Origin of the sequence: Leptospira noguchii serovar Panama str. CZ214, assembly GCF_000306255.2 — a bacterium.
GTDB classification, from domain to species: Bacteria; Spirochaetota; Leptospiria; order Leptospirales; family Leptospiraceae; genus Leptospira; species Leptospira noguchii.
Genome location: NZ_AKWY02000022.1, coordinates 34,934 through 61,872, shown reverse-complemented (window position 1 = coordinate 61,872; position 26,939 = coordinate 34,934). Strand labels below are relative to the sequence as shown.

Annotated in this window: 18 protein-coding genes and 1 CRISPR repeat array; of the genes, 15 read left to right on the top strand and 3 right to left on the bottom strand. The window is 34.5% G+C overall.

Going from position 1 to position 26,939, the window contains the following annotated elements:
• Positions 1-518 precede the first annotated feature (518 nt).
• Positions 519-2,324 (bottom strand): sodium:solute symporter family protein, encoded by a 1,806-nt coding sequence (locus tag LEP1GSC059_RS12740; RefSeq protein WP_017215447.1) that lies wholly within the window; start codon positions 2,322-2,324, stop codon positions 519-521.
• Between the two features lie 166 nt (positions 2,325-2,490).
• On the opposite strand from LEP1GSC059_RS12740, the gene LEP1GSC059_RS12735 reads away from it, so the two are divergent.
• From LEP1GSC059_RS12735 to cas2, 8 genes are all read left to right on the top strand, one after another.
• The gene (locus LEP1GSC059_RS12735; protein ID WP_017215446.1) at positions 2,491-3,708 is read left to right on the top strand and encodes an aspartate kinase; all 1,218 of its coding nucleotides are present in this window, start codon (positions 2,491-2,493) and stop codon (positions 3,706-3,708) included.
• A gap of 966 nt (positions 3,709-4,674) precedes the next feature.
• Positions 4,675-5,568: direct repeats of the CRISPR family, unit length 37 nt; unit sequence GTTTAATCTCTTCTTTTAGAGAAGAGTGGATTGAAAC.
• Positions 5,569-7,027: 1,459 nt separating this feature from the next.
• Positions 7,028-9,265, top strand: a complete 2,238-nt coding sequence (locus tag LEP1GSC059_RS12730; protein ID WP_017215443.1) for a CRISPR-associated helicase/endonuclease Cas3 — start codon at positions 7,028-7,030, stop codon at positions 9,263-9,265.
• Between the two features lie 13 nt (positions 9,266-9,278).
• Entirely contained in the window at positions 9,279-9,968 is a 690-nt protein-coding gene (gene cas5c / locus LEP1GSC059_RS12725) for a type I-C CRISPR-associated protein Cas5c (protein ID WP_017215442.1), read from the top strand.
• The gene (gene cas8c, locus LEP1GSC059_RS12720) at positions 9,965-11,677 is read left to right on the top strand and encodes a type I-C CRISPR-associated protein Cas8c/Csd1 (RefSeq protein ID WP_020980896.1); all 1,713 of its coding nucleotides are present in this window, start codon (positions 9,965-9,967) and stop codon (positions 11,675-11,677) included. Before cas5c ends, cas8c begins: the two co-directional genes overlap by 4 nt.
• Positions 11,674-12,594, top strand: a complete 921-nt coding sequence (gene cas7c, locus LEP1GSC059_RS12715; RefSeq protein WP_020980891.1) for a type I-C CRISPR-associated protein Cas7/Csd2 — start codon at positions 11,674-11,676, stop codon at positions 12,592-12,594. The genes cas8c and cas7c overlap by 4 nt, the downstream gene beginning before the upstream one ends.
• A gap of 863 nt (positions 12,595-13,457) precedes the next feature.
• Positions 13,458-14,138 carry a CRISPR-associated protein Cas4 gene (gene cas4, locus LEP1GSC059_RS12710; protein WP_017215440.1) on the top strand — a complete coding sequence of 227 codons (681 nt, stop codon included), beginning with the start codon at positions 13,458-13,460 and terminating at the stop codon, positions 14,136-14,138.
• Positions 14,092-15,156 carry a type I-C CRISPR-associated endonuclease Cas1c gene (gene cas1c / locus LEP1GSC059_RS12705; RefSeq protein ID WP_337587749.1) on the top strand — a complete coding sequence of 355 codons (1,065 nt, stop codon included), beginning with the start codon at positions 14,092-14,094 and terminating at the stop codon, positions 15,154-15,156. The genes cas4 and cas1c overlap by 47 nt, the downstream gene beginning before the upstream one ends.
• Positions 15,157-15,160: 4 nt before the next feature.
• Positions 15,161-15,451: a CRISPR-associated endonuclease Cas2 gene (gene cas2, locus LEP1GSC059_RS12700; protein ID WP_002180511.1), complete on the top strand. Its 291-nt coding sequence runs from the start codon at positions 15,161-15,163 to the stop codon at positions 15,449-15,451.
• Between the two features lie 740 nt (positions 15,452-16,191).
• Here the strand turns inward: cas2 and LEP1GSC059_RS12695 are convergent.
• The gene (locus LEP1GSC059_RS12695) at positions 16,192-16,602 is read right to left on the bottom strand and encodes a hypothetical protein (protein ID WP_017215437.1); all 411 of its coding nucleotides are present in this window, start codon (positions 16,600-16,602) and stop codon (positions 16,192-16,194) included.
• A 623-nt stretch (positions 16,603-17,225) separates the two neighbouring features.
• On the opposite strand from LEP1GSC059_RS12695, the gene LEP1GSC059_RS12690 reads away from it, so the two are divergent.
• From LEP1GSC059_RS12690 to LEP1GSC059_RS12675, 4 genes are all read left to right on the top strand, one after another.
• Positions 17,226-19,304, top strand: coding sequence for a methyl-accepting chemotaxis protein (locus tag LEP1GSC059_RS12690; RefSeq protein WP_020980872.1), 2,079 nt, complete (start codon positions 17,226-17,228; stop codon positions 19,302-19,304).
• Between the two features lie 132 nt (positions 19,305-19,436).
• Positions 19,437-20,471 (top strand): putative peptidyl-prolyl cis-trans isomerase, encoded by a 1,035-nt coding sequence (locus LEP1GSC059_RS12685; protein ID WP_002177425.1) that lies wholly within the window; start codon positions 19,437-19,439, stop codon positions 20,469-20,471.
• Positions 20,472-20,523: 52 nt separating this feature from the next.
• Positions 20,524-22,068 (top strand): spiro-SPASM protein, encoded by a 1,545-nt coding sequence (locus tag LEP1GSC059_RS12680; RefSeq protein WP_002177406.1) that lies wholly within the window; start codon positions 20,524-20,526, stop codon positions 22,066-22,068.
• A complete protein-coding gene (locus LEP1GSC059_RS12675; protein ID WP_020980864.1) occupies positions 22,043-23,623 on the top strand; it encodes a glycosyltransferase family protein in 1,581 nt (526 codons plus the stop codon). The genes LEP1GSC059_RS12680 and LEP1GSC059_RS12675 overlap by 26 nt, the downstream gene beginning before the upstream one ends.
• 1,051 nt (positions 23,624-24,674) lie before the next feature.
• Here LEP1GSC059_RS12675 and LEP1GSC059_RS24540 read toward each other — a convergent pair.
• Positions 24,675-24,806, bottom strand: a complete 132-nt coding sequence (locus tag LEP1GSC059_RS24540; RefSeq protein WP_017215434.1) for a hypothetical protein — start codon at positions 24,804-24,806, stop codon at positions 24,675-24,677.
• 21 nt (positions 24,807-24,827) lie between these two features.
• Here LEP1GSC059_RS24540 and LEP1GSC059_RS12670 point away from each other — a divergent pair, with 21 nt between their 5' ends.
• The 3 genes from LEP1GSC059_RS12670 to LEP1GSC059_RS12660 are packed head-to-tail and all read left to right on the top strand — an operon-like array spanning position 24,828 to position 26,840.
• Entirely contained in the window at positions 24,828-26,108 is a 1,281-nt protein-coding gene (locus LEP1GSC059_RS12670) for a citrate/2-methylcitrate synthase (protein WP_002177388.1), read from the top strand.
• A gap of 4 nt (positions 26,109-26,112) precedes the next feature.
• Positions 26,113-26,496, top strand: a complete 384-nt coding sequence (locus tag LEP1GSC059_RS12665; RefSeq protein ID WP_002177416.1) for a HEPN domain-containing protein — start codon at positions 26,113-26,115, stop codon at positions 26,494-26,496.
• Positions 26,493-26,840 (top strand): nucleotidyltransferase domain-containing protein, encoded by a 348-nt coding sequence (locus LEP1GSC059_RS12660; RefSeq protein WP_002177394.1) that lies wholly within the window; start codon positions 26,493-26,495, stop codon positions 26,838-26,840. Before LEP1GSC059_RS12665 ends, LEP1GSC059_RS12660 begins: the two co-directional genes overlap by 4 nt.
• The last annotated feature ends 99 nt before the right edge of the window (positions 26,841-26,939 follow it).

The following is a 26,939-nucleotide window of genomic DNA, read 5'->3' as shown; positions in this document are numbered from 1 at the left end:
AATTATTACTTTTTTAAAATTCTTTCTTAAGCCGAACTCATATTAAACTGGGATTTAAATTTTAAAGATGGCCGTAAAACAGTGGTTTTGTGCAAAAATCGAATTGGACAATGATTCTTTTGGTATTTTATAGTAGTTCCCACATCTCAAAGTTTTACTGCTAAATCCACGATTTGTGAGAGTTCCCACATTTATTTTTTTACGAAAAAATTAACCTAAGATTTTCTTACGTTAATATAAATTCGCTAAAACTCAATTACCGACTAACTCTACAAAAGTCTTTGATCCGAAAAATAATTCATTTAAGAACCAAATGTATATCTTGTCGCCGTTTATACATATTTTATTTCAAATACTTATTGTTGATTTATTAATTTTTTATAATATTTTATTTTACTATAACCGAATTGTTGAAAAATTAATTCGGCACTTAGTTTCTGTTTCATGGAAACGGTCGATTAAAGCAGTTTTATGGATCGTCACTATGAAATTTTTTAACAACTATAATTTAGAATCTGTCAATTTCTACCAAATTCTTTTTTCCAATACCAAATCCCTAAAAATACAAACCCAATCAGACAAAAACCCCCTTGCCAAAACCGTAACAAGAAAAAATAGCCCAAAGAGAACATTCCAAAAAACAAAACAACTGTTCCTAAAAGCCAAAGAAAGATTTTTTTATAAAAATCCTCGAGTCTTTTTTTACTACCTTCTCCTTTCCAAAATCCAATAGGATCAACTCTTTTTACAAAATCGTCTAACGTGTTTTGTGAAACCGGCGGAGTTAAAAACGTAACTAAAATAGAAACTACAACGGAACCGATCGCGACCCAAAATAAAAGATATTCCGATCGAACGTTTGGAAAAGAAGGATATAAAATCATCGATAGGATCAATGCGGTAATCATTCCGGAAAGTTCGGTCCAAGCGTTTGTTCTCCACCAGATCCATCTAAGTATTTGAGGCAATCCCATACCGGAAGCAAACGCCAACAAAAATTTCCAAGCGCTCGCGATGGATTGAATCTGAGTGGCTACCAAAATGGCAATGATAGACATAACAACTACTGCAATTCTACTAACTTTCACCAAAGTTTTATCGTCTGCTTTTGGATGTACAAATCTCAGATAAAAATCGTTTACAAGATAACTCGCACCCCAATTGATATGAGTGTCGGCCGTAGACATAAAAGCGGCCATTAAACTAGCAAATACAATTCCCAAAACTCCGCTAGGCAATATCAATTTCATTAAAATCGGATACCCCATTTCTCGGTCGCCACCTACGATCCACCCTTCCGAAAAATATTTTGTAGGATCGTGCAAGGGAAACACGACTAACGTTACAAGTGCGGTTAATATCCAAGGCCAGGTGCGAATCATAAAATTGGCTACGTTAAACCAAAGGGATCCCTTCTCTGCTTCTTTTGGATTTTTTGCGGTATGAATTCTCTGAGCCAAATATCCGGAACCATCAGAATAATACTGAGCCCACCACTGCACACTTATAAATATTAGAAAAACATTAATTGGCAACGAGGCTTCTTGAAAGTCCGGCCAAAAGCTCAAAATCGATTCGTGTTTATCAGGATATACTTCCTCCATTTTTGAAAGTAGTCCGGAAATTCCTCCCTGGCTAGAAACCGCATATACCGCGAACAAAATAGCCCCTCCCATTCCTAAAACAAATTGAACAAGATCAGTCAGGATCACACCTTGGATCCCTCCCATGCTGCTATATACAACTACCACTAAGAATAAGATCAAAACCGTAATTGTATTATTCAAAGAATCGAATATTAGAAAAGAAGGCCATACGTTTTGTATGATCGCAAATCGATCGGCTCCGAGTAAATCTTTCCAATCTAAAAAAGGCCCGGTAATTTTAGACATCGCCTTAAATACCCATCCGAGTACAATCGAATTTACTAATATACTCAAATAGAATGCCTTGACCATTCTAAGTATAATCGCCGGTTTACCTCCATAACGCAGTTCTACAAACTCTACGTCTGTAAGAACCTCCATCCTTCTCCATTTACCCGCAAAAAAAACGGTCATAGCCATATAACCGATCGCCCAACTCCACCAAAACCAATTAGCTGAAATTCCATCTGCCGCAACAAAACCGGTAATAACAAGAGGTGTATCCGCAGCAAACGTAGTAGCAACCATCGAAGTTCCGAGCCACCACCAAGGTAGTTTACGATCAGCTACAAAATAAGAAACAAGACTTTTGCCCGCTTTTGGAGAAAGTAAAATCCCCGCAGCAAACGCAAAGGATAGATACATTAATATAAAAAACCAATCTATAACGCCGAACATACTTTTTTCTTAAAGGTAAAATCAAAACTCGCTTGAAGTTGATAAAACTTTCGTCAGTTTTAATACCTTTCCTGAAAACGAAACCTTCTTTCTAAAATATGATAAATCAAAAATCGAATTCTCTTGATCCTCCGCCTGTTATGAAAATCATGACTGCCATAAGGTTATGGCAAATATAATCGTTCAAAAATACGGCGGAACTTCCGTGGGTACTCCGGAAAGAATCCAGAACGTTGCAAGAAGAATCAAATCTTATCACGATAAAGGTCAACAAGTGGCGGTTATAGTTTCCGCAATGGGACATACCACGGACGAACTCGTGGACCTCGCGGCAAAAATTTCTTCCAATCCGCCTAAACGCGAAATGGATATGTTACTTTCTACGGGCGAACAAATTTCCACTGCGCTTCTCGCTATGGCTCTTTGGGAAATCGGAGTTCCGGCCACTTCTTTTACAGGTTCTCAAATCAAACTTCTTACGGACGGAAATTTTTCCAATGCAAAGATCAAAATGATCGATCGATCCAGAATCGATTCTGCATTAAACGAAGGTAAGGTGGTCATCATCGCGGGCTTTCAGGGAATAGACGCGGAAGAAAATATCACAACTTTAGGAAGAGGTGGTTCCGATACTTCTGCCGTTGCTGTCGCTGCCATTTTAGGCGCAAAAGAATGTGAGATTTATACGGACGTAGATGGAGTTTACACCGCCGATCCGAGAGTTGTTCCCAGCGCAAAAAAACATAAACAAATCACTTACGAAGAAATGCTCGAACTGGCGAGTTTAGGAGCGGGTGTTCTTCATTCCAGAAGTGTAGAACTTGGAATGAATTACGAAGTGGTCATCCATGTTCGTTCTAGCTTCAACGATAATATAGGAACGCTTGTTGTGAGCGAGGATAAGATTATGGAAAAATTAAAAGTAAGCGGCGTTACCGCCAAAAACGATCAAGCAAGAATTACAATCGCAGGAGTTCCAGATAAACCCGGTTTAGCTGCAGGACTTTTTGGCGAACTCAGTTCTAAACACATTCTTGTAGACATGATCGTCCAGTCTTCTCCGCATAACGGTATTAATACGATTTCATTTACAATTCCCAAAAAAGACGTTCAGGAAGCAAAACCAATCCTTCAAGGGTTTTCAAAGTCGCATAACGCGAAAGAACCAGAGATCAACGAAAATATTGCGATCGTTTCCGCGGTCGGAGTAGGTATGAAATCACACGTAGGTGTTGCTGCGGGAATGTTCAAAGCGCTTGCCGACAACGGAATCAACATAGAAATGATTTCCACTTCGGAAATCAAGATTTCCTGTGTAATTGCAGAAAGTCAGGCTAAAATCGCGGTCAATAAAATTCACGACGTATTTGGTCTTTCTTCTTAAAGTTCTGTTCTAAAATCCAAAACGCCACTTTACAAATTTACTACATCGTGGCGGTTCCCATAGTTTGGTCCTTTTTTGTTTAAGTATTTTTAAACTTTGTTTTGTATAAATCGCTTTATAAAAATTCAAATAGCCAATAAATTTTTAATACACTGATTTCTTTTTTCTCCTTTAAACCGGTTTAACGTTTTAAAAAAGTACATTCAAAAAGTTTTATAAATGATTATAACTTTTTTTCTTTTAAAAAACCAATTATACGATCAAAAATTATTCTTTAAACATCTTTATAAAATTGGTTTTGTTTTGATTTTTTGTGTAAAGATTTTAAAATATTTGTTTTTAATTTAGAACTTGTTCCAAAACCTAAAAAAATTTTATGCGATAATTTTTTAGAAATTATTAATAAAATGCAGTAGTTCCGGACAAATTAAATCACAATTTGCAAACTTTCAAGCGGTTCTAATCTCGTTCAATTTTCGTAGTAGTTCCCACATTGGACTGTTTCGGAACAAGTTCTTAAAGAATAATAGAGTTGTTGAAAATTTTATAATCTAAATCAAAAAACTTTTTCAATCAACCATTTCCATAGAGCAAAAACCGATGGAAAATTAATTTTCAATAAATCTAATATTTTTAAAATAAACCTAATTTCAAAATTAGCAAAATCCAGAACACAAACGTTTCCTTAATTACGTCTCTTTAGATAGTTATAAATTTATAATTTTCTACTTTTTTAATCTATTATTGACCCCGGAAAGACGATTATTACAATAAAACGTTTTCCGCGAACCTGTTTCTCCCGACAAATCACGAACCTTTCGCACTCTTGTATTGTTTCTTTGTTTGGCGATTGAACTGTTTCGCTTAACGTTTGTTCAGCATAGCAGAAATAGGTTCGCAATTATTATGTCTATAAAGTCTTATAAAGCTTTTGTAATTCATAATTTTGGATCCTATCAAGCCGCTGTTTAATCTCTTCTTTTAGAGAAGAGTGGATTGAAACGTTTTCTTGTTCACTTCGATGCCTCTCTTTTGTTGTTTAATCTCTTCTTTTAGAGAAGAGTGGATTGAAACCATTTCGTTGACGTTGTCGATAGTTTAGTATATAGTTTAATCTCTTCTTTTAGAGAAGAGTGGATTGAAACCGAAAGACGGCATTAATGATTTTTACAACTACAGGTTTAATCTCTTCTTTTAGAGAAGAGTGGATTGAAACAGAATAAAGAAAGGCGATGTCCCGCAAGGTCATCTTGTTTAATCTCTTCTTTTAGAGAAGAGTGGATTGAAACCTCAGTTGAAAAAAAGATTAGGACGAGACGGCAAGTTTAATCTCTTCTTTTAGAGAAGAGTGGATTGAAACGTGCAAAACATCCAACCCTAACAACGGGTACGGTATGTTTAATCTCTTCTTTTAGAGAAGAGTGGATTGAAACTTTATGACAATCCAGTTCTTAGGAATCCGACCAAGTTTAATCTCTTCTTTTAGAGAAGAGTGGATTGAAACTCAAGTTTGCCTGATAAAAACTTATTTCGGTCTGTTTAATCTCTTCTTTTAGAGAAGAGTGGATTGAAACTTTTAAATAGTAGTTTTGGAAATTAATTAACCAAGTTTAATCTCTTCTTTTAGAGAAGAGTGGATTGAAACATATCGCCTCCTTGTTTTGGTTGCGGCTTAAGAAGTTTAATCTCTTCTTTTAGAGAAGAGTGGATTGAAACCGGTAGTTTTGTTATATACCGCCTTCGGTTCGTAGGTTTAATCTCTTCTTTTAGAGAAGAGTGGATTGAAACTTAAATGAGCGCTGACAAAAAAGAATTATCAATTCGTTTAATCTCTTCTTTTAGAGAAGAGTGGATTGAAACGAAGGCTATAATTTTTCAGATGCTCAGCCTGGTTTAGCCTCTCCTTTCAGAGAAAAAGTAGATTGAAACGATTATTTATATAGTTTCCTTGGATTCAGTCGCATTGTGAAGTTTATAGATTTTTAAATCGCATTCTTACTGTTCAATTAAGTGGTAGTTCCCACAGATTTTGTCGCATTACGGACTTTTAAATATTCATTTTTTGTAATTAGAATTTGTATGTAATAGTTCCCACATTTTATTTTTACGAAAAAATCAGGTTTTATAAAGCAAATCTATTGTTTTGAGTTTTTTTCTGGTTTCATTTTTTACCGGGTTTTTGGATATTTTGCGGTGATTTTACTTTTTATATTTTAATTCTGGGTAGCATTTTATTTGCATTTGCCCCCGTTTTCAGGAACAATTCAACACCAGCACACGTATAATTTAACTTCTTCTTTCAGAAAAGAGTAAAATCATCAAAATCCAATTCGATTTCCTGTTTAAAATTCTCTAAAAGTCTGCCTCAAGCCTAAAATGATCAAAATTTGATCATGGAAGATTTACAAATACCCAGATGTGGTGACGATTTCTGTGGGAACTACAGCATTTTATTAGAAATTTCTAATAAATGATTCGTTCTGTCCTTTGAAGTTTTAGAAAAAATTTTCAATCAATTTCTAATATTGATTATAAAAATGAACATTAGAGTTGTTGAAAAATTCCATGTTCTTATCAACAAAATCGCCTGAATCGATTGGTTTCTATAAAACAGAAAATTCATTTTTCAATAACTCAATTGTATTTTCGCGAACTCTCACAGATTCGAATCTTACGACCTATTTTGAAAGGAGATTCTAAATTTTAAACAAACGATCAGAATATTGACCTATTAGCTCAAGTTTCGGAAATTTTAAAAAAATGAATCAACAACTTTTATAAAATGAGTTTTGGAGTGTAAAATTTGCGAAACGAAGATTTCAAACTAAAATTTGATTTTAGAACGATTATCCTTGGGTTTTGTAAAATTAGTGAAACAAAAATCAATCAATTGATAATTTGATAAAATTTAAACACCCATAAATAAATCGTGGAGTATTTTTTTATATTTCAATATTATTTATTTTTAATAAAGAGATAAACTATTTGTTTTTCCAAACAAATTCCCGCTTTAACCCAAGAATAATAACCCGATTTTATTTCTACCTTATCAAAAAATCCCAAAAGAATCAAATTTGCGCGTAAAACTATCGTTTGTAGGCATTACGAAAGTTAAAAATTTATTTCAGAGGCGATTTCAAATCTAAAAAGAGTTTACTTATTCTATAATTTATATTTTCCGAATATACAAAATTCCTAAAAATATAAACCTTCTTTTACTTTTTAAAATTTTTATTTTAAAAAATCATTTTATTTAAGTAAATTTGAATTTTTTTCCGAAATTCTATATAACATTTTTAATAACTTTCCAAAACTCGAAATGATAAAAGAGAAACAATCCATTTTTCTAGCACACGTTCTTCGTAAAGATGACGGTAGTTTCGTTGAACATCTCATAGACGACCACCTCTATTCGGTAGCGGAATTTACAAAAAAATTCTGTGAAAAATTCGAAACGGGAACTGTAGGTTATCAAAATGGTCTTTGGCATGATTTAGGAAAATTTAAATTAGAGTTCCAAGAAAGAATTCGAATTCGTTCGGGACATATTGGAGAAGAAGCCCATCTAGAAGGAAAAACGGCAAAGTCCGTAAAACACTCAGTCAGTGGAGCCATTCATTGTTTCAACAAATTCAAAAAAAGCGATATTATTAAAAAATTAATATGTCTACCAATACTTTGTCATCATTCCGGTTTAAAAAATTTCGGGATCGACGTAGATATTCAGTTAAATGACGAAAGAGAAATTTTGGCATTATCCGAAACGATTTCACATATTCCTCAACAGATATTAGACGGAATCGAATTAAAACAACTCGGTAGAAGTTTTAAAGATACTTCCCTATTGATTCGAATGTTATTTTCCGCCTTAATCGACGCGGACAGATTAGACACTGAAAGGTTTATGGATCTATCCAAATTCAAAGAAAGATATTCAAAAACTATAAACCTACAAGATTTAAATATCAAATTAGACAAACATCTAAACGAAATACAAAAACAAGCAAATGCTACAAAAGTAAATTCAACCAGAAAAAGAATCTTAGAAGAAGTTCAATCAAAAACAAGTATAAAACCCGGGTTTTATACTTTAACCGTTCCTACCGGAGGAGGTAAAACGTTAACTTCTTTATCATTTGCTTTAAAACATTGTATTGCAAACAAAATGGATCGAGTGATCTATGGCGTTCCTTATTTAAGTATCATAGAACAGACCGCCGATATATTCAAAAAAATATTGGGAGAAGATTCCGTTTTAGAACATCATTCGGGTATAGACATTTCTAAGGAAAAAGAAAATTCTATAAATAGACTTTTGACTGAAAACTGGGATCATCCTTTAATCGTAACCACAAATGTTCAATTATTTGAAAGTTTATTTTCCTCTAAAACCACAAAAGTCAGAAAACTTCATAATATTATAAATAGCGTAATTATTTTGGATGAGGCACAAATGATTCCTCCCCAATTTTTACAACCGATCGTAAAAACTCTAAAAGAACTAGTAGAATATTATAATGTAACAATAATATTATGCACTGCCACCCAACCTACGTTATCTTCTATAAAATCTACCGATCTCAATTTTGACGGGATTGACACAACAATAGAATTGGCTCCGGAACCGGAAAAACTTTTTCAAAAACTGAAACGAGTAATAATTCACAAACCGGAAGAGAAAAAACTAAGTTTTATAGAAGTTGCAACAAGAATTTTAAATTACGATCAGGTTTTAACAATTGTAAATCGTAAAAGCGACGCCAGTGGTATTTTCAATCAACTGACCGGAAATAAATATTATCTAACTACAAATCTTTGTGCAGAACATCGCAGAGACATTCTTAAAAAAGTAAAAAGTCATCTATACAATGGAGAATCGGTTTATTTAATCAGCACACAATTGATTGAAGCGGGAGTTGATATTGATTTTCCTATTGTTTTTAGAGCCGTTGCCGGACTTGATAGTATCGCCCAAGCGGCCGGAAGATGTAACCGCGAAGGTAAATTACTAGATAAAAACGGACAAGAAAAACTAGGAGAAGTATTTTTATTTTATCCAGAACAAGATCCTCCTTCTGGACATCTTTTACAAACCAAACAAGCAAGTGAAGATTGTATAAAAAACTTTGAAGAGTTAATTCATCCAGATGCCTTAAAACAATACTTTAACACTTTATTTTGGTTAAAACAAAATAAAGGATTAGATAAAGAGAAAATAGAAGAATTAAAAATAAATCTTCAATTCGAAACGATCAATGAAAAATTCAAATTAGTCGACGAAGATTCCAGAGCAGTCATCGTACCTTATAAAGAAGGTAAAGATATAATCATTCAATTACAAAACTCAGCAATAAAAAATAAATTTTTAGACTATAAACTGATCCGAAAGTCACAACGTTATACCGTAAATCTCAAAACAAATTTATACAACAAACTTCTATCCGAGGGAATCATTTCCGAAATCGAAGGGATTATAGGAATCTTAAATTTTGATTCTTATTATTATAATGATTTAGGAATATTAGAATCTCCGAATGAACAAGATTTAATCATTTAATGGAAACAAAAATATGAAGGAATCAAAAATATTTCAATTAAAGGTATGGGGGGAGAACGCGTGTTTTACTAGACCCGAAATGAAAGCTGAAAGAGTCTCCTACGACGTAATCACCCCTTCTGCAGCCAGAGCCATTTTCGACGCAATCCTTTGGAAACCTGCAATTCTTTGGATCATCCATAAAATTGATATTCTAAATCCGATCCTCTGGGAATCCGTTCGCAGAAACGAATTAGGTTCTAAAATTGCTCCTCAAAATATCACCCAAACAATGGAAGCCGGAATCGGTAATTTAGCTCTTTATATCGAAGAAGAAAGACAACAAAGAGCAGGACTGTTTCTTAAAGACGTATCTTATATCTTACACGCTAGTTTTAAACTTACAAAAAGAGCAGGAGACGGAGACAGTATCACAAAATTTGAAGAGATGTTCAAACGAAGAGCAGAAAAAGGACAATGTCATCATCAGCCTTATTTTGGTAACCGAGAATTTGCCGCCTACTTCTCGTTAAACGACCAAACCGAAAAACCAATCAAAATAGAACAACAAGATTTAGGTTGGATGTTATACGACCTTGATTTTGAAGACTATGATTTTGATTCAAAAAGTTATAAAGACGCCAGCCCTAAGTTTTTTCAAGCAGAAATTCAAAACGGTAGCATTACAATTCCTGATTTGAATACAAACGGAGCAAGACTATGATCTTACAAGAATTAGTAAAATATTATGAACGAAAATTAGAAGAAGGTGAAATAGCTAGAGAAGGATTCGAAACAAAAGAAATCCCTTATCTGATCGAAATCGATGACGAAGGTAACTTCATTCGATTTATCTCAACGTGGCAAGATGAAAAAAAGAAACGGGCTTCCTCATATACTATTCCAAAAGCAGTCATTAGATCTAGTGGTATCAACGCAAACTTACTCTGGGATAATTTTGAATATATCTTCGGCTTAGAAAAAAAAGAAAAACAAAAAGATTTTATCCGCAAAATTCAAGATTTAGAAAGTAAATTCGAAGAACCTTCCTCTTTAACATCCATTCTAAATTTCTTTTCTAAATTAAAAATGTCCGAACTTAAAAAAGATCCTCTCTGGAATGAAATCGAAGAGGAAAAACACTATCTCACTTTTAAACTACAAGGACAAAATGAAATCATCTGTTCCAATCAAAAAATCATTCAAACGATTGCTCAAAACGTTTCCGATGATGAAGCAGAAAAAGGTATCTGTTTAGTTAGTGGAAAATTGAGTCCCATAGAAAGACTCCATTCTAAACTCGGTTTAACAGGAGCCAACACTTCCGGCGCCAATTTAGTTTCGTTCAATTTAGACGCCTTTGAATCTTATGGAAAAAAACAAGGCTCTAACGCGCCTACGAGTAAATATGCAAATTTTGCATACGGAACCTCAATCAGTTCATTAACCTCAAAAGACAGTCGTCAAAAAATACTCATAGGAAATACGACCATGATGTTTTGGTCGGAAACTAAAAATGAGTTAGAAGATGAATTATCATTTTTATTAAAACCCTCAGATGAAGAGCAAAAGAAAGACATAAAACGAGAACAAGAATCCCGTAATAACCAAACGATCAAAGAGCATTTTGTTTCTCCTTTCACCGGAAAATTACAACATCTGTTAAACGACAGAACTAAATTTTTTATCTTAGGTCTTGCGCCTAACGCAGCTAGGATTTCCGTTCGTTTTTGGTATCCTTCCACAGTAGGAGAAATTTCTAAAAATATAAATCAACATTTTACAGATTTAAAATTAGAAATACCTAATATTGAATTCGGTTTTATTGGTTTAAATCGAATCCTGAGTTCCACTGCCATTCAAGGCAAAATGGAGAATGTCAATCCATCCTTAAGTGGTAAATTAGTAACTTCTATTATTAGCGGAAGTGAATATCCTAGAACCTTACTTTCTTCTATTCTGATCCGACTCAAGGCAGAAAAAGAAATTTCTTTTGTAAGAGTATCTGTACTAAAAGCAATCTTAAATCGTAAAGGAAGATTTGAAAAATTTAAAAACTATAAGGAGTTAACAATATCCATGGATGAAGAAAACACAAACGTAGCCTACCGACTCGGAAGACTTTTTGCAGTAATGGAAAGACTACAAGAAAGGGTAAACCCAGGAATCAACGCTACAATTCGAGACAGATATTTTTCCTCTGCATCTTCAAGGCCTGCTACTGTATTTCCGGTATTATTCAACTTAAGTATGCATCATGCTTCTAAATCTGGAAGTATTTGGTTCGAAAAATTAAAAGGTGAAATTTTAGCTCCTTTATCAGGAAGAATCCCCAACACATTCAGTTTAGAAGAACAAGGGTTATTTGCAGTTGGCTACTATCACCAAAGAAACGCTCTTTTTAAGAAAAAAGAAGAAGGAGAATTAGTATGAACAACCCAATTCAAAATCGGTACGAATTTGTTTATTTATTCGACGTTAAGGATGGAAATCCAAATGGAGATCCTGACGCAGGCAATCAACCCAGAGTTGATCCAGAAACCGGAAACGGTTTGATCACAGACGTTTCCTTAAAACGAAAAATAAGAAATTACGTGACTATTGTAAAAAGTGCAACTCCACCTAACGATATTTATATTAAGGAAAAAGCGGTTTTAATTGAAACTCACGAAAAAGCATACGTAGCAGTCGGTGCTAAATTAGAAACTCCTAAAAAAGAAGAAAAAGAAAAAAGAACCGGAGGTGATCAAGTCGGTAAAGCGAGAGAATGGATGTGTAAAAACTTTTACGACGTGCGCACCTTTGGAGCCGTAATGGCCCTAAAAGTAAATGCTGGTGTAGTCAAAGGACCAATTCAATTTACATTCGCTCGTAGTATAGATCCTGTCATCAACTTAGAACATAGCATTACTAGAATGGCAGTTGCAACCAAAAAAGAAGCAGAAGACCAAGACGGAGATAACAGAACGATGGGCCGTAAACATACAATTTCTTACGGGCTTTATCGCGCTCACGGTTTTATCTCTGCTCATTTTGCAAATGATACCGGTTTTTCTGAAGAAGATTTAGAATTATTTTGGTCTTCCTTACAAAATATGTTTGATCACGATCGCTCCGCTGCCAGAGGAGAAATGAACTGTAGAGGTTTATACGTATTCAAACACGTAGGAGATGGAAAAGACACCAACCAAGCAAAGTTAGGAGTTGCACCGGCACATAAACTTTTCAATCTAATTTCCGTATCCAAAAAAGACGATTTAACACCTGCAAGAGATTTTTCCGATTATTCGGTCAAAATTCAGGAATCGGATTTACCTGCCGGAGTGGAATTGATCAAAAAAGTTTCTTAAAAAGAGAAACCTACAAACAATATTAATTTAGTTTATTTTTATATTCAAATATATCAATGAACTAAATTAATTTCACACCAAACTAAAGCTGCAGAAAACTCATACACAAATTATTTAGGACTTATGATGCAATATTTCAATTTCTTCGGATTTTTTAAACTCAATACTGCTCTTTATGGATCGCAGCATAACAATCGCTTTTGCATTAGTTATACCGAACCCATGTTTTTTAGGTTTATCTTAAGTTTCTAAAAAATAGAAAACGAGTTCATTTTGGTAGTTTTTTTAAAACAAGTTTTTAATGTAACAATTCCCACAGATTACGTCTCATTCGGTGAGTTTGGTAGTTCAGAACATTTTCGTTAAATTCATAAAATGAAGTAGTTCCCACATTCTAACTTTTTAGATAAATTTATAATACTCATAGTTATATAATAAAGTGCCTAGTATTTTGTATCGAACCAGGATTTTATAAAAAAAATTACAGTACTCAATTTTATAGGGATCGATAGTATTATTTTATACATCTATGCAATAAAATAAAACGGGCTTTGAATTGAATATTATTTGTTAAATAAAAATTATTTTTAAAAATTTTATCTTCAGAATTAATATATAATAATTTAAGAATATACAGATTGTATTAAATATACGGAAACATACAATGCCTAAAAGCCATTTCATACAAATCAAAATAATCTCCGGAATAAAGACATAAAACATTTTTTAAATTACATTAAAATATATTTAATAACTAAACAACATGAAATTATATCAAAATACAAATCAAATTTTAAAAAGAAATTCTTTAACCCTCAAGAAACTTTTTCAAAGTATAGGAACATAGTTTTTCATAAAATTTGATGGAACCTATCCCCAAAGATAAAAAAGTTCAATCCAATTCGGATTCCATTACCGAGTGGAACGATTGGGAATTAATTCCCATATCCGCAATCAGTCATCACCTTTATTGTACTCGTCAAAACTCTCTCATTCACGTAGAAGGAATTTTTGAAGAAAATCATCTAACGGTTTCGGGAAACATCGGTCATACATTTGTAGATCAAGAACGATCCATATCAGACCATGGACTTAAAAAAGAAACCTCTCTTAAAGTTTATTCTGATAAGTTTGGTATACAAGGAATTGCTGATATTGTCGAATTCCCAAAAGAAAAACCTCCCTTCCCCATAGATTATAAAAATGGTCGCATTTCAAAATGGAAAAATCAAGAAGCTCAACTCTGCGCCGTTGCAATTTGTCTCGAAGAAATGCTCAACGTAAAAATTCAATTCGGGGCAATCTATCATATACAATCTAAAAAAAGACACGATGTAGAGTTTTCAGATTCACTTAGAATGTTTACTATTCAAACGATTGAGGAAATTAGAAAAATATTATTAAATAAAATTCTCCCTCCTCCCACTTCCAATCGTTCACTTTGTAAAAATTGCAGCTTGTTTGATACTCGTATGCCCGACTCATACTCAGATTTAAATTTTAAAGAATACTTATTTAGGACAAACGACTCTGGCGGATATTAAACAAAACATTCTATATATTACCCAAGAAGGTTTATACCTTCATCATGAACTGGACGTTCTTAAAGTCAAAAAGGGGGACGATACTATTTTCAAAATTCCTTTTCATCATCTTGAAGGAATTACTATATTTGGCATCTGCGGGATCAGCCCTTCCCTATTACAAAAGTGTTTAGAAAAAGGAATTTTTGTTTCTTATCTTACCGCACGCGGTAAATTTCAAGGAAGACTGGAAGGTTCAAACTCCGGTAACGTTTTAATCAGAAAAGCTCAATTCAAAAAATCTGAAATAGAAGAATATAAATTAGAAATTGCAAGATCGATAGTTGCGGGAAAACTTCAAAATTGTAGAAGTGTTTTATCTAGAACCGCTAGAGAATCCAATAACGAATTAGAAAAACAGAATATTAAAGAAGCGATCGGAAAAATTGAAAAAAATATTTCTCTATTAGAAAGTTCTGAATCCGTTGAAAGTATTCGAGGATATGAAGGTGATTCCGCTAAGACTTATTTTTCCGTTTTTGATTATTGTATCATTCAACAAAGAGAAGATTTTCAATTTCATAAAAGAACCAGAAGACCACCGAGAAGTAGAACGAATGCTCTTTTGTCTTTTTTATATTCCTTACTTACAAACGATTGTATCGCGGCTTGTCAAGCGGTAGGATTGGATCCTTATATCGGTTTTCTCCACTATGAAAGACCGGGAAGACCTTCGTTGGCTTTAGATCTAATGGAAGAATTCCGTCCATTCATAGACCGATTGGTTTTTACTTTGATCAACCGTAAACAAATTCAAGCCTCTAATTTTTTAGAAAAACCAGGATCAGTCTTTTTCATGAATGATAATTCTCGTAAAGAATTAATCAAGTCCTATCAAGAAAGGAAAAAAGAAGAAATATTTCATCCTTGGCTCAATATCAAATCCACTGTTGGGGAACTACCTTATCTACAAGCTAGAATTCTCGCCAGAAACTTGCGGGGGGATTTAAAATATTATATTCCTTTTATATGGAAGTGAAGTTATGTTTATCATTGTATGTTACGACGTAGAAACGATTACCAAAGAAGGTCGTGCAAGACTTAGAAAAGTAGCAAAGACCTGCGAAAGCCACGGTCAGAGAGTTCAAAAATCCGTTTTTGAATGCCAGTTGGAACCCGCCCACTATCTACAATTCGAAGCAAAACTTTCTAAAATTATAAATTTAAAAACAGATAATCTTAGAATCTATTCTCTTGACGTTATTTCTGTCTCTAAAATCAAACAATTTGGAGTTTCTAATATTCTTGATTTCGAAAAACCCATCATTTTATGACAAAACTCTTTTGTGTTCCTGTTTTTACAGATAAGTCGTAGGTCTTTTACGCTTAAACGTATATTCGTCGTTTGGCGACGGAACAACTTTACTCAACATTCATCAAACACGACTTCATTAAGTTCGCAATGTTTATGTTTAGAAAACTTAATATTTTATTTTTATAATAGAGTTGTGGAAAAATTAATTCTACATCTGTTTCTGTTTTATGGAAACGGTCGATTGAAGCAGTTTTGTTAATCGCAACTATGGAATTTTTCAATAACTCTAATATAACGCTGTAGATTTTTTTGCCCACAGTTCTTTTTCTTTTTAAAGAGTAGGTAGATTGAAACGTTTTACCATCATTTCACCAATCTCATTTAAAAGTTTCTTCTTCTCTTTTGGGAAGAAGTGGATTGAAACAAATCGAGGAAATAAAGAAAAATCCCTTAGAATAGTTCTTCAAAAAAAGAGAACTATTCATTTTTCTTTCACAATACATTTTTAGGATTCGTAGTCAACGATCTGCAGAGCGCCCCATAGGAAGCGATGCATTGAGTTTCCCAGAGCGACCCATAGGGAGTGTTTTGCTGAGTTTGAACGCGACCTGTCGAACTTACCTAAAACGCTTTCGTAAAAAGCGTTTTGCTGAGTTCAATTTTGATTCTAAAATCCTATTCAACTTGTGGGGTTGGTTATGATAAGAAACAATGCGGCCGAGTTTTCACTCAAAAAAATTAAAGATGGGGTCTACTTTTTTATTTATATCCATCTTGTTCAGAAGATTGAAAAACTGCTACTAACTGAAGTAAAACGAAAATACAGTGCATAGCAGTTGTGATATAACCCATTTGCACACTATTTACCGCAATAAAAATTCCCCACATAAGAATATTCGCAATTCCTAATAAACTGTGAATAGCCATGGCGGTAATGTGCCAAGAACGTTTCGGTTCGGCTTTAAAAAGTAAAACCCCAAGTATAAAAGCAAGGCCATGCGCCTCAAAACCACCAATTCCGATAAATTCCTGTCCTTTTAAAAGAGAAGCAGCAGGACCTACACCGAAAAAAATTCCCAAAACGTCCATTGAAATAAAACCACCCAAAGAAGCGACCATAAGCACCACTCCGTTGATTCGTAAAACTAACTTACGCGCATATAAAGACATATAATTTCCTTATAATTTTTTTTTATAAACCAATAACTACTCAAAATCTATTTCAAGATATTTTAGCTTTTTCTAAAATCACATTTTTGATATATAAAACTTAAATCAAAACTAGATACAAGACAATTCCTAACAAACAATGTGTTCTTTTTTAGATTACTTACTATTCAGACGTACTAAAAAGTTCCAGATCGATTTTACTAAAAGTTTGTCCAAAAATCTCAAAGAATTTTATGTGATCATTCTTTAGAAATTTTTAATGAAATACAGTAGTTCCTACAAATTAAGTCGCATTGGCAATTTATGAGCAGTTCGAATGTCATTCAATTTTCGTAGTAGTGTTCCACATTATAGAACTTTTTGCCGAAACTGGGATTTGCACAAAAATTGAATGTAACTTTTACTTTCCATACAGAAATTAAAATTCCTTAAGCAGTCCTCTTTCGTTAAACCCGCGTTAAATATTTAAATCAAAACGAAATCATAATTTACAATTTTTAACTTTTGTCATAGAAATTTGATATTTTTTTTATAAATTAGGAATATTTTGCTCGAGCAATTCGTCCTACCCTCTATTAATTATCCTTTTGGTTACCTTAGAATCAGAACGAGCCGGGGGCGCAATGAGTATTCGTTTTCGCATTTCTCTCTATCTTTCCATCGTGTTGTTCATAGGTTTCGGTATTCTTGCAAGTATCAGTTGTTACACCGCATATAAAAAGTTAGAACAAGAAGTTATCAATAGTTCGGAAATTACAGCGGAACGTTGGACCTATGAAGTTAAAGATTATTTAGATACTGGTATGGGTATCATACGAGGTTTCCGATTTCCCCTTCTCTTTAGTTCTCCTCCTCGTAACCAAGTCATTGCCGCTTTGAAAGAAATCTTAAAAGTCAATGAACATTACTTTGGTGCCAGACTCGCCTACGAACCAAATGCTTTGGACGGAAACGACTTAGAATTTCAAAATACGCTAGGACATGATTCCACAGGTAGATTTATTCCATATCTTCATCGTGGTCAAACTAAGGAAGAAATCGTTCTCGAAGCCGCTAAATACTACGACTCCCTAAGTCCAGAAGGTGATTGGTACCAAGTTCCTAAAAAAACGAAATCTCACTACGCAACCGATCCGTATTACTATGAAATCAAAGGGAAAGTAAAAATTCTCATGATGTCTCTTATGGTTCCGCTTTATGTAAACGATCAGTTTTACGGTGTTGCCGGTTTAGACTATCAATTGGAGGAACTTCAACAGAGAATCGGTGTTAAAAAACCGTTTCAAGATCTTGGTTATCTAACTCTCATTTCTCCCAAAGGAATTTATGCAGTAAACGGTTTTGACTCAAATCGAGTCGGTGAAAAAATTTCGGATGCAAAAGAACTGGAATACTACCTTAGCAAAAGTCAAGAAGGCGAAAAATTCACTACTGATTCCGATGGATATACACACTACTACTTTCCGTTTCATATAGGTAAAGACAAACGTTATTGGGTCATGCAAGTCAGTATTCCAAATTCGATCTATAGAGAAGCTGTACTATCGATTCTTTTCAAAGCTTTTACCTACACCTTAGCGGTATTAATCGCCGTCATTCTTTGTCTAAACGTTATATTCCAAAAATTGATTACTGCCGGTCTTCTCAAAGCGGTCGGTTTTTCGGAAGAAATCGCCGATGGAAACTTAATCGCTCAAAGTTCTCACGATAAAAAAGATGAAATCGGAACTCTTCTCACTTCCATGAATAAAATGAGAGAAAATCTTCTCAAAGTTCTAAGAGAAATCGGGGGTTCCGCAAACACTCTCAGAGATACTTCAGAAAAAATGGCCGATTCTTCTAGAAACTTTTCTGACGTCGCTCAAACACAAGCTTCCGCTGCAGAAGAATCTTCCGCCGCTGTTGAAGAACTCGCTGCTTCCGCTCAAAACGTTGGTAAGTCCATGGAAAAAGCTGTTTTGAGTATGAAAGAAATCGACGGGAATGTAATTCGACTAAAAGAGCAAATCGTAAACATCAACAGAGAAATGCAAGATCTAGTTGAACTCGCTGCTTTATCCAAAGAACAAGGTGTCACTGGGGAAAACGCTATGATCGCTTCTACTAGTGCGATGGCTGCAATCGGTGACAGCGCATCCAGAATTACTGAAATCCTTTCTATCATCACTGAAATTTCTGAAAGAACAAATCTACTCGCTCTAAACGCTGCAATCGAAGCTGCAAGAGCTGGAGAAGCTGGAAAAGGATTTGCGGTTGTCGCAGAAGAAATTGGAAAACTCGCTTCGCAAACTTCTACAAGCGTTCAAGAAATTGGGTCTCTCGTTAATTCTACAAACAACGCTGTTTTAAATGGTAACACTAAAGTCGCAGAAGCTTTTAACATTCTTAAAAAACTAAGAGAACAAGTTGAAGAATTTGATCGTTATGCTAAGAACGTTCTTACTTCTGTTAAAACTCAGGAAGAGAATACTAAAGAAATTGCACAAAGTGCTAACGAACTGATGACCTTTAGTTTACAAATTGAAGAAGCGGTTTTAGAACAAAGACGCGCTACGGATGAAATTACAAAAACGATCATGAATATTTCTGACGGTACTCAAGAAATCGCTTCAGGAGCAGAAGATCTTACTTCATTCTCCGACAACATGCATGGACAAGCTCAAAATCTGGGGAAATTGATTGGTAAATTTAAAATCAACTAACTCTTACAAATTCAGGGTTTTACTGTAAAACTTTGAAATGTGGGAACTCTCACAAACTAAAATAGTCGGAAAAACAGTTGAACCAATGGTTCTTGCTTAGGATCCTACTGAACAATAGGTACTCTGATTGATATGAACTCGAAACAAACGGACTTAAAAAATCGATTTCTTACTGGAATGTTTGTTTTTCTGTTTTTCTTAAAACCGGCTCATACGGCCGAATCACTCAACAGAGTTATCGCTACAGTCGGAACAGTTTCCATTTCGGAACTCGATTTAGACGACGCGACGGAGAAATACAACAGACTTCAAAAACACTTAAAACACGAAGACTACCGTAAATCTTTTAGAACTAGAATCATAGATTTTCTCATAGACAGAGCAATCGTAGACGTAGTCGCAGAAGAAGAATCAATCCAAGTAAACGAACAAAGAGTAGATTCCGAAATCGAAAAAAGAATGGAAGTGATGGGAATCACAAACCGTAAACAATTTGAAAAAACAATGGAAACTTCTTCTGGAATGCCATTCGAACTCTGGATTACGGAACTTCCGTATCAAATCAAAAAAGGACAACTACTTCAATTAAAAATCGCAGTTCCTCCACCCAACGAACAAGAAATCAGAAGTTGGTACAATCAAAACAAAGATAAAGTAGGATTTGAAATTCGATATAGAATCATTTCCATCGCTCCCGAAAATGATTCCATCCAAGAAGAAAACAGACTCTACAAAGAAGTTTCAGAAATCAGAAAATCAATTTTAGCCGATCCTTCCTCTTTCGCATTGATTGCAGGTTCTCCCAGAAACGATCCCGCACTCAGATCCAGAAGAGGAATGGTAGAATGGATTTCCTCTTTCGATCTTTACAAATATAGTAAGATCACAGCCACAATCGCAGCTCCTTTACCAAACGGCGGAGTTTCCGAAGTATTTAGAGACGAAAGAAAAAGATACTGTATCTTAAAGATAGAAGGGAAAAGACCCACTCCTCTGGAAAACCTGAGAGGTGGAATCCAAAATATACTCTATCGAGACAAAGAAGAAGATACATTTTATAGATGGTTAAAGGAATCTAGAACAGAAATTCCAATCCAAATTTTTGACGAAGCTTATAGAAAAGAAAACAAAATTCCCCTTAAAGAAGAGACGTTTCATTTAGATTGATTTTTTAAATATTACACAATCCAAACTTTCGACCGATATTCATCTCATAACTATGAAATTTCCGATTTCTCATACAGCCGTTTTCTTAAATCCGGAAACGGAATCTATTTTGAAATCCTTATCTTCAAATGAAACAAACCGTCTACTTTTACTTTCTATTCAAAAACTTTCCAAAGTCCTTCCTAAATCCACTGTTTTTTTTAACTCGTGGCCATTTCTCACACAGCCAAATAATTTTTATTTTTTGAATATTCAAATATTAGAATGTTCATTTGAAATCGAGTTCATTAAAAAAGTTTCTGAACAACTGCCAAAATCCAGAACCGAAGATCCGGATTGGGACGACGCTTCCTTTTTTTATTTTACTGGTTTATTTCCCTGTTTAGACGAAAATCTAAGTTTGGAAATTTATCAAAGACACGATCGTTATCTTTCCCAATATTCTTATAGCGAAAATTTACCTTCCGGCATCGTTCCTACAATTTTATCTAGGGAATTTACAAACGCAATTCCTGAATCAATCCAAACGAGCGCTCAAGATTATCTACTCAAAAACATCAATCACTACGACGTGGAAATCTTTTATCACTCTCCCGACCTAAGACAATATAGATTAGATTTCTCCTTAAAAAACAAAAGATCCTTAAACCTGGTCAGAGGATTTTTAAAATCTAAAGAAGAATGGAGCTACTCCGAACTTCATCCTTGGATCGAAAAAAATCCGGAAGTATTTAGAACCGGACCTTCGTATTTGGAATTAGAAGTGTTTCGCGGATGTGAATTAAGTTGTAGTTTTTGTCCTAGACAATTTACTTCTAACGATCAAGACGGAAAATTTTTAAGTCCGGAATTTTTGGAGAATCTGCTCAAACAACAAGAAGAATCTTTTTCCAACGAATACAGCGTTTGTTTCGGAGGTTTGGGGGAACCACTTCTCCATCCTAATTTTAAAGAACTCATTCTTACGGTATTCAAGTCGTCATCCCATTTAATGCAAGAATTAATGATAGAAACCGCGCTTTATACGGATCCAAATAAAGTTTTAGATTTTTTGAATATTCTAGATTCTACACATAAAGAAAAAACTACATGGATCATCAATCTAACCACCCGCAACCCAGAAAAATACGAAACCCTCTACGGTAAAAAGAAACTAGAAAAAGTTCTCTCAAACTTAGAAGGACTCGAAAAAGTTTTTCCTAAAAATAGAATTTATCTTCAATTTTTAAAAATTCAGGAGGCCGAGGACGAAGTAGAATCCTGGGTGGATGAAACGGAAAAACAAGGTTACGGAGTAATTTTACAAAAATACAATCGATATGCGGGTTTGATGCCCGAAAAAAGAGTTACAGATCTAACCCCTATTCAAAGAGAATTCTGCTGGCACCTCAATCGTGATTTATACGTAAATTCGAACGGGTCCGTTTCCATCTGTAAACAAACTCCAGGAAAGGAATTGGGAAATCTTCATAAGGAAACCTTAATAGATATTTGGCGCAAAGGACTTCCCTCCTTTAGAGATTCGTTAAATTCTAAACACGAAACTACCGGCGCCCCTTGTCTAAATTGCGATGAGTGGTATACGTTCAACGCGTAAAGTCTACGCGTTCATTCAAGCCAGAACCAGTTCCTTAAGACTGCCTGGAAAAGTCTTATTAGAATTTCCTTCCGGTTCTGGAAAAACTCTCATCGATAGAATTTATGATAGAATTCTGACCGTCCTACCAAAAGAACAAATCATTTATCTTATTCCCGAAGAAGACAAAGAACTACGTTCCTTTCTAAATCAAAGAAACTATCTTTTTTTTGCAGGGAATTTACTCGATGTTAGGCGGAGATACATCGAAGCAGCCAATTTTTTTAACGCAGATTCAATTTTGCGTTTAACTGGAGACAATCCGTTTTACGACACAATTCATCTAGATCAACTTTTGCAATCGTTTCAGTTTTTTGAATCGGATCTTTCTTATGTTTCCGGACTTCCCTTAGGAATGGGAGGAGAAATTTTTACAAGAAAGGCCTTAGAATGGATGCCTAATGTTTTAGAAGAACGACACAGAGAACACGTTAGTCTACATATCAAAGAAAATCCAGATCTTTTTCATATAACAAAACTTTCTTCCTTACTTTCAGAAAAAGAAAAATTAATCCTTCCAAAATTCAGACTTACGATTGATGAGCCTAAAGATTTTAAAACTACTTCCCAGATTTTTAATCTTTTGAACGAGCAAAATCCTATTTTTGGAGCCAGGGAATGTATAAAACTTTTTGAAATAGATCCGAATGTTTTTGCCGGTAATCAAGAAGTGGAACAAATCCGTTTTCAAACTTTATCCGTTAAAAAAACTAAAAAATTTAGAATCGGAGTTTTTGCAGGTGACCCGAAAGATTTTGGAAGTGGTCACTTTGAACGTTCCAGAATTTTATTTGCATTATTATCCACAATACCTTACGAAACTTTCTGGTTGAAAGAGTTCCCAAAAGAAGGAGATTTAGACCTACTCATTGTAGATTCTAGAGACATTCCAATTCCAGAATATTCAAAAACTAAGGTGCTTCTTTTAGACCATTTCGGTTCGGATAGAAAAAAATTTCATCACTACGACCTTCTTCCTCATTCTGATATAGAAGATCATTTTTCTCTGGATCAAATTCTAATTCCTCCAAGACTTTTTAATTTAGATAAAAAACCAATCGATAATTCGTATATTCTTTGTTATGCAGGAAACATAGATTCTCATTTCACGTTCAGTTTGGATTCTTTTTTGGAGTCTTTGAGTTTTCGGGAAAATGTTTCTAGAATTATTAGAGTTGGTGGAAGCATTACAGTTTCAAATAGAATCGATTTCTTTTCTAGAGTTTCTAAATTTGAATTCCAAAATCTCCTGGCAAACTGTTCCGGTTTTGTTGGTTATTTCGGTCAGTCTTTGTTCGAAGCAATTTTTTTAGATAAAAAAGTTTGTACATATTCTATCAGTCCGATTCATTCTTCCCTTTCGTTACTCTGTAAAAAAAAATATGATATCCCTTTTGTAGGTGATCTAAACACGGCATCTTTTGGGAACGAAGTAAAATTACAATTCAGCTCCCAACCGGTCAGCGGCAAAGGTTATTCCAAACTACTTTTGGAGATCGAGCGGATTTTAAAATGAAGTCCAGTTTAAGTGATGCAAAACAATCGATCAATTTATGAATCAAACATTATGTCAAACTACATTGATTGTTATGGCCCGTCGTTTCTTACTTATCAAAACGTTTCCTGTAAGTTGCGCTTACTCACTTATGGTTGATCAGATTCATTCAAACTTTTTTATATAAAACTTACGTTAAATAACGTGAGTTCAACGTAAAAAAAAATCTGGGCAAATCCGCCCTATCACAGGCAGCCGAACCGGTCTCTCCGCTCTGGTAAATAAATTGAATGCAAGAAATTTAATACAATATTTCATCTTTAGTTTTAATATAGAACGCGATCCATAGAGAGCGTTCTGCTGAGTTTTCTCGCATCGTCCCCTTTCGCGTTCAATAAAGTGAGTCTTCTTATAAAGTTAAAAAGAATTTTTAAAGGAACTGAAATACACGAAAACTCATCATCAATTAAATTTTTGTATAAAATTGTTGTTTTACGGCCATCACAAAAATGAAAAACTATTTTTAACCTGCTCCAAAAACTTAAGATTACTGATAAGACTTAATCTGTGGAATTTATAACACTTCATTATAAACTTCTAAAACATTATTATTTATCTCCATTGAGGTTTTGGGATAAATTTTTTATAATAAAAATTTGATTTATCTATTAGTTCCCACAAATTAAGTCACATTAAAAATTTAAAACATTCAACTTTTATAATTTGACTTCTTGCATTTAAAACTTTAAAAAACATCACATAAATTCGTCCCAAAATTCAACGGATCACCATATAACACACGTTAATTTTAACTATTCGATTTTTATAGAATAGAGTTGTTGAAAAATTCTATAGTAGCTATTAACAAAACTACCTCCATCAACCGTTTCCATAAAACGAAAACTGATAAAGAATTAATTTTTCAACAACTCTATTAATCATCTCGATAAAATTAAGTGCCGTGAACTTTTACTAGAAGTCCTGTTTTGATATTTTCTATACAAACTGAGTAGAGTGTCCAAAATTTTGTTTCTAAACCCATTATAATTGTACAATTAGTAAAAGGTCGTAACTACTCTCGTTTTGAAAGATCCACAACTGCTTTCCGAATAGAAGCAAGAGCAGTTTTGCCGCTTACCGTCATCAGTCCTAGAATCCACACAAAATCGATTTTACCGACATTAGAAGAATTGACGTGAATCATTCTCTAAGGTTCCTTATCGGTATGAGTGAATTCATTGAAATCAAAGTTGGGGAAAAATCCTATCAGTTTCCGTTGATCTCTGGAACCGATGGCAAAAAAGGAATCGATATTAGAGAGCTACATCAAAAGACCGGACTGATTTCTTATGATCCTGGTTTTTTTAACACCGCTTACGCTGTTAGTCGAATCTCTCGAAGAGACCCGAATTCAGGTGAACTAAACTATCGTGGTTACGACATTGCAGATTTAGTACAACATTCTACATTTGTAGAAACCAGTTATCTATTGATTTATGGTAAACTCCCGACAGAACAGCAACTTAAAGATTTTTCTCTGAAACTTTCCAAACACTCTTTGATCCACGAAGACATGATCAACCTATTCGATGGATTTCCGGGGAAAGGTCATCCTCTAGCGGTTCTTTCTGTGATGGTCACTTCTCTTTCCAGTTATTATCCAGAAGAATACGAAGAATCCTTGGACAAAGGAATCGATCATTCCGCAAGGCTTCTTGCAAAAATTAGAACAATCGCCGCCTTTTCTTACAAGAAAATTGTAGGACAACCCTTCGTATATCCTCTAGACAAACATCCTTATTGTACAAATTTTCTTTATATGTTGTTTTCGATTCCTTCCAAAGACTATATTCCTACCGAGGACATAGATCGAATTTTGAACCAACTCTGGATACTTTATGCAGACCACGAACAAAATGTATCTAACACAACCGTTCAGGTAATCGGCTCTACACAAGCCAACCTATTCGCTTCCATATCTTCTGCGATCAATGCGCTTTGGGGTTCTAGGGAAGGTGGCCGTCAGGTCGCGGCGGTAGGATTGATAGAGGATATTCTTAAATCTAGAAAGTCTGTGCCGGAATACTTTGAAAAATTCAAAGGAGATTCGGAAAGATTATTCTCTAACGGTTTTGGACACAAGGCCTATGAGGCAAAAAGTAGAAGAGCAATCATCGCAAGTAAATTGTTCCACGATTTTTACAAAAAAAATCCAGTGGGACCAATCGCAGAAATAGCTCTTAAAATCGAAGAGTACATGCAAAATGATGAATATTATATCAATCAAAAGTTGTATCCAAATTTAGAATTCTACAGTGCAGTAATTTTTAATTCACTTGGAATACCAAGAGAACTTTTTACGGCTATGCAGGTAATCGGAAAACTTCCAGGTTGGCTGGCACATTGGAGAGAACAAAGAGTTTCCGGAAATTATAGTAAGGCTCGTCCAAAACAAATTTATTCTGGAGAAATGGGTAGAAAATACGTTCCACTTTCGGAAAGATAATCGTATGCAAAATCTGAGATGGAAAGACTGGCTTTCCCAAGCGGAACGCGATCTAGAATGGGCAAAAGCGTCTTTACACTCCGGTTTTTTTGCCCAAACTTGTTTTGTCTGTCAACAAGTAGGAGAGAAAACTCTCAAAGCACTTGCCTACTTTCGAGGTGCAGATCTCGTAAAATCCCATTCGGTAAAAACCATCGCAAAAGAATTGGGAGAAAACGGGGAAATCGAGTCTATGGGGCAAAAATTAGATTTATATTATATACCAACTCGTTATCCGGATGCGTTTATGGAAGGCGCTCCTTTTGAATATTTCGAAGAATCGCAAGCAAAAGAAGCGATCGAACTTGCAGAAAAAATCATTGATCTCATCAAAGTAAAACTCTTATGAGCGTTATTGTTTTTCCAAAACGAGATCCGCTTGGCGGAATGAGCCGGGAAGAGCTGATCAAGAAAATTCAATTTTTGATCCAAGATAAAACGATCAAAGCCTATCTTTTTGGAAGCGTTGCACGAAACACACAAAACCCTTACAGCGATATAGATTTAATTCTGATCGCTGATATGAAAATTCCTTTTCTAAATAGACCCGAGTCCTTTCCGGACCTTCTTTCTCTTCCAGTTGAATTGAATCTTTTTGTTTACAACGAAGAAGAATGGGAAAAAATCCGTGAACAAAGTCAATACGCCGGTTTTTGGAAGTCAGTTTTTTCAGAAATGATTCAGATTTTTTGAATATACTCGTTTGTATTACGTTGCGCGCAGTTCGATATGACTACTCAGATTTATTGGATTAAAAACAAGATCATTCATTTGAAAAACGAATGTTTCAAA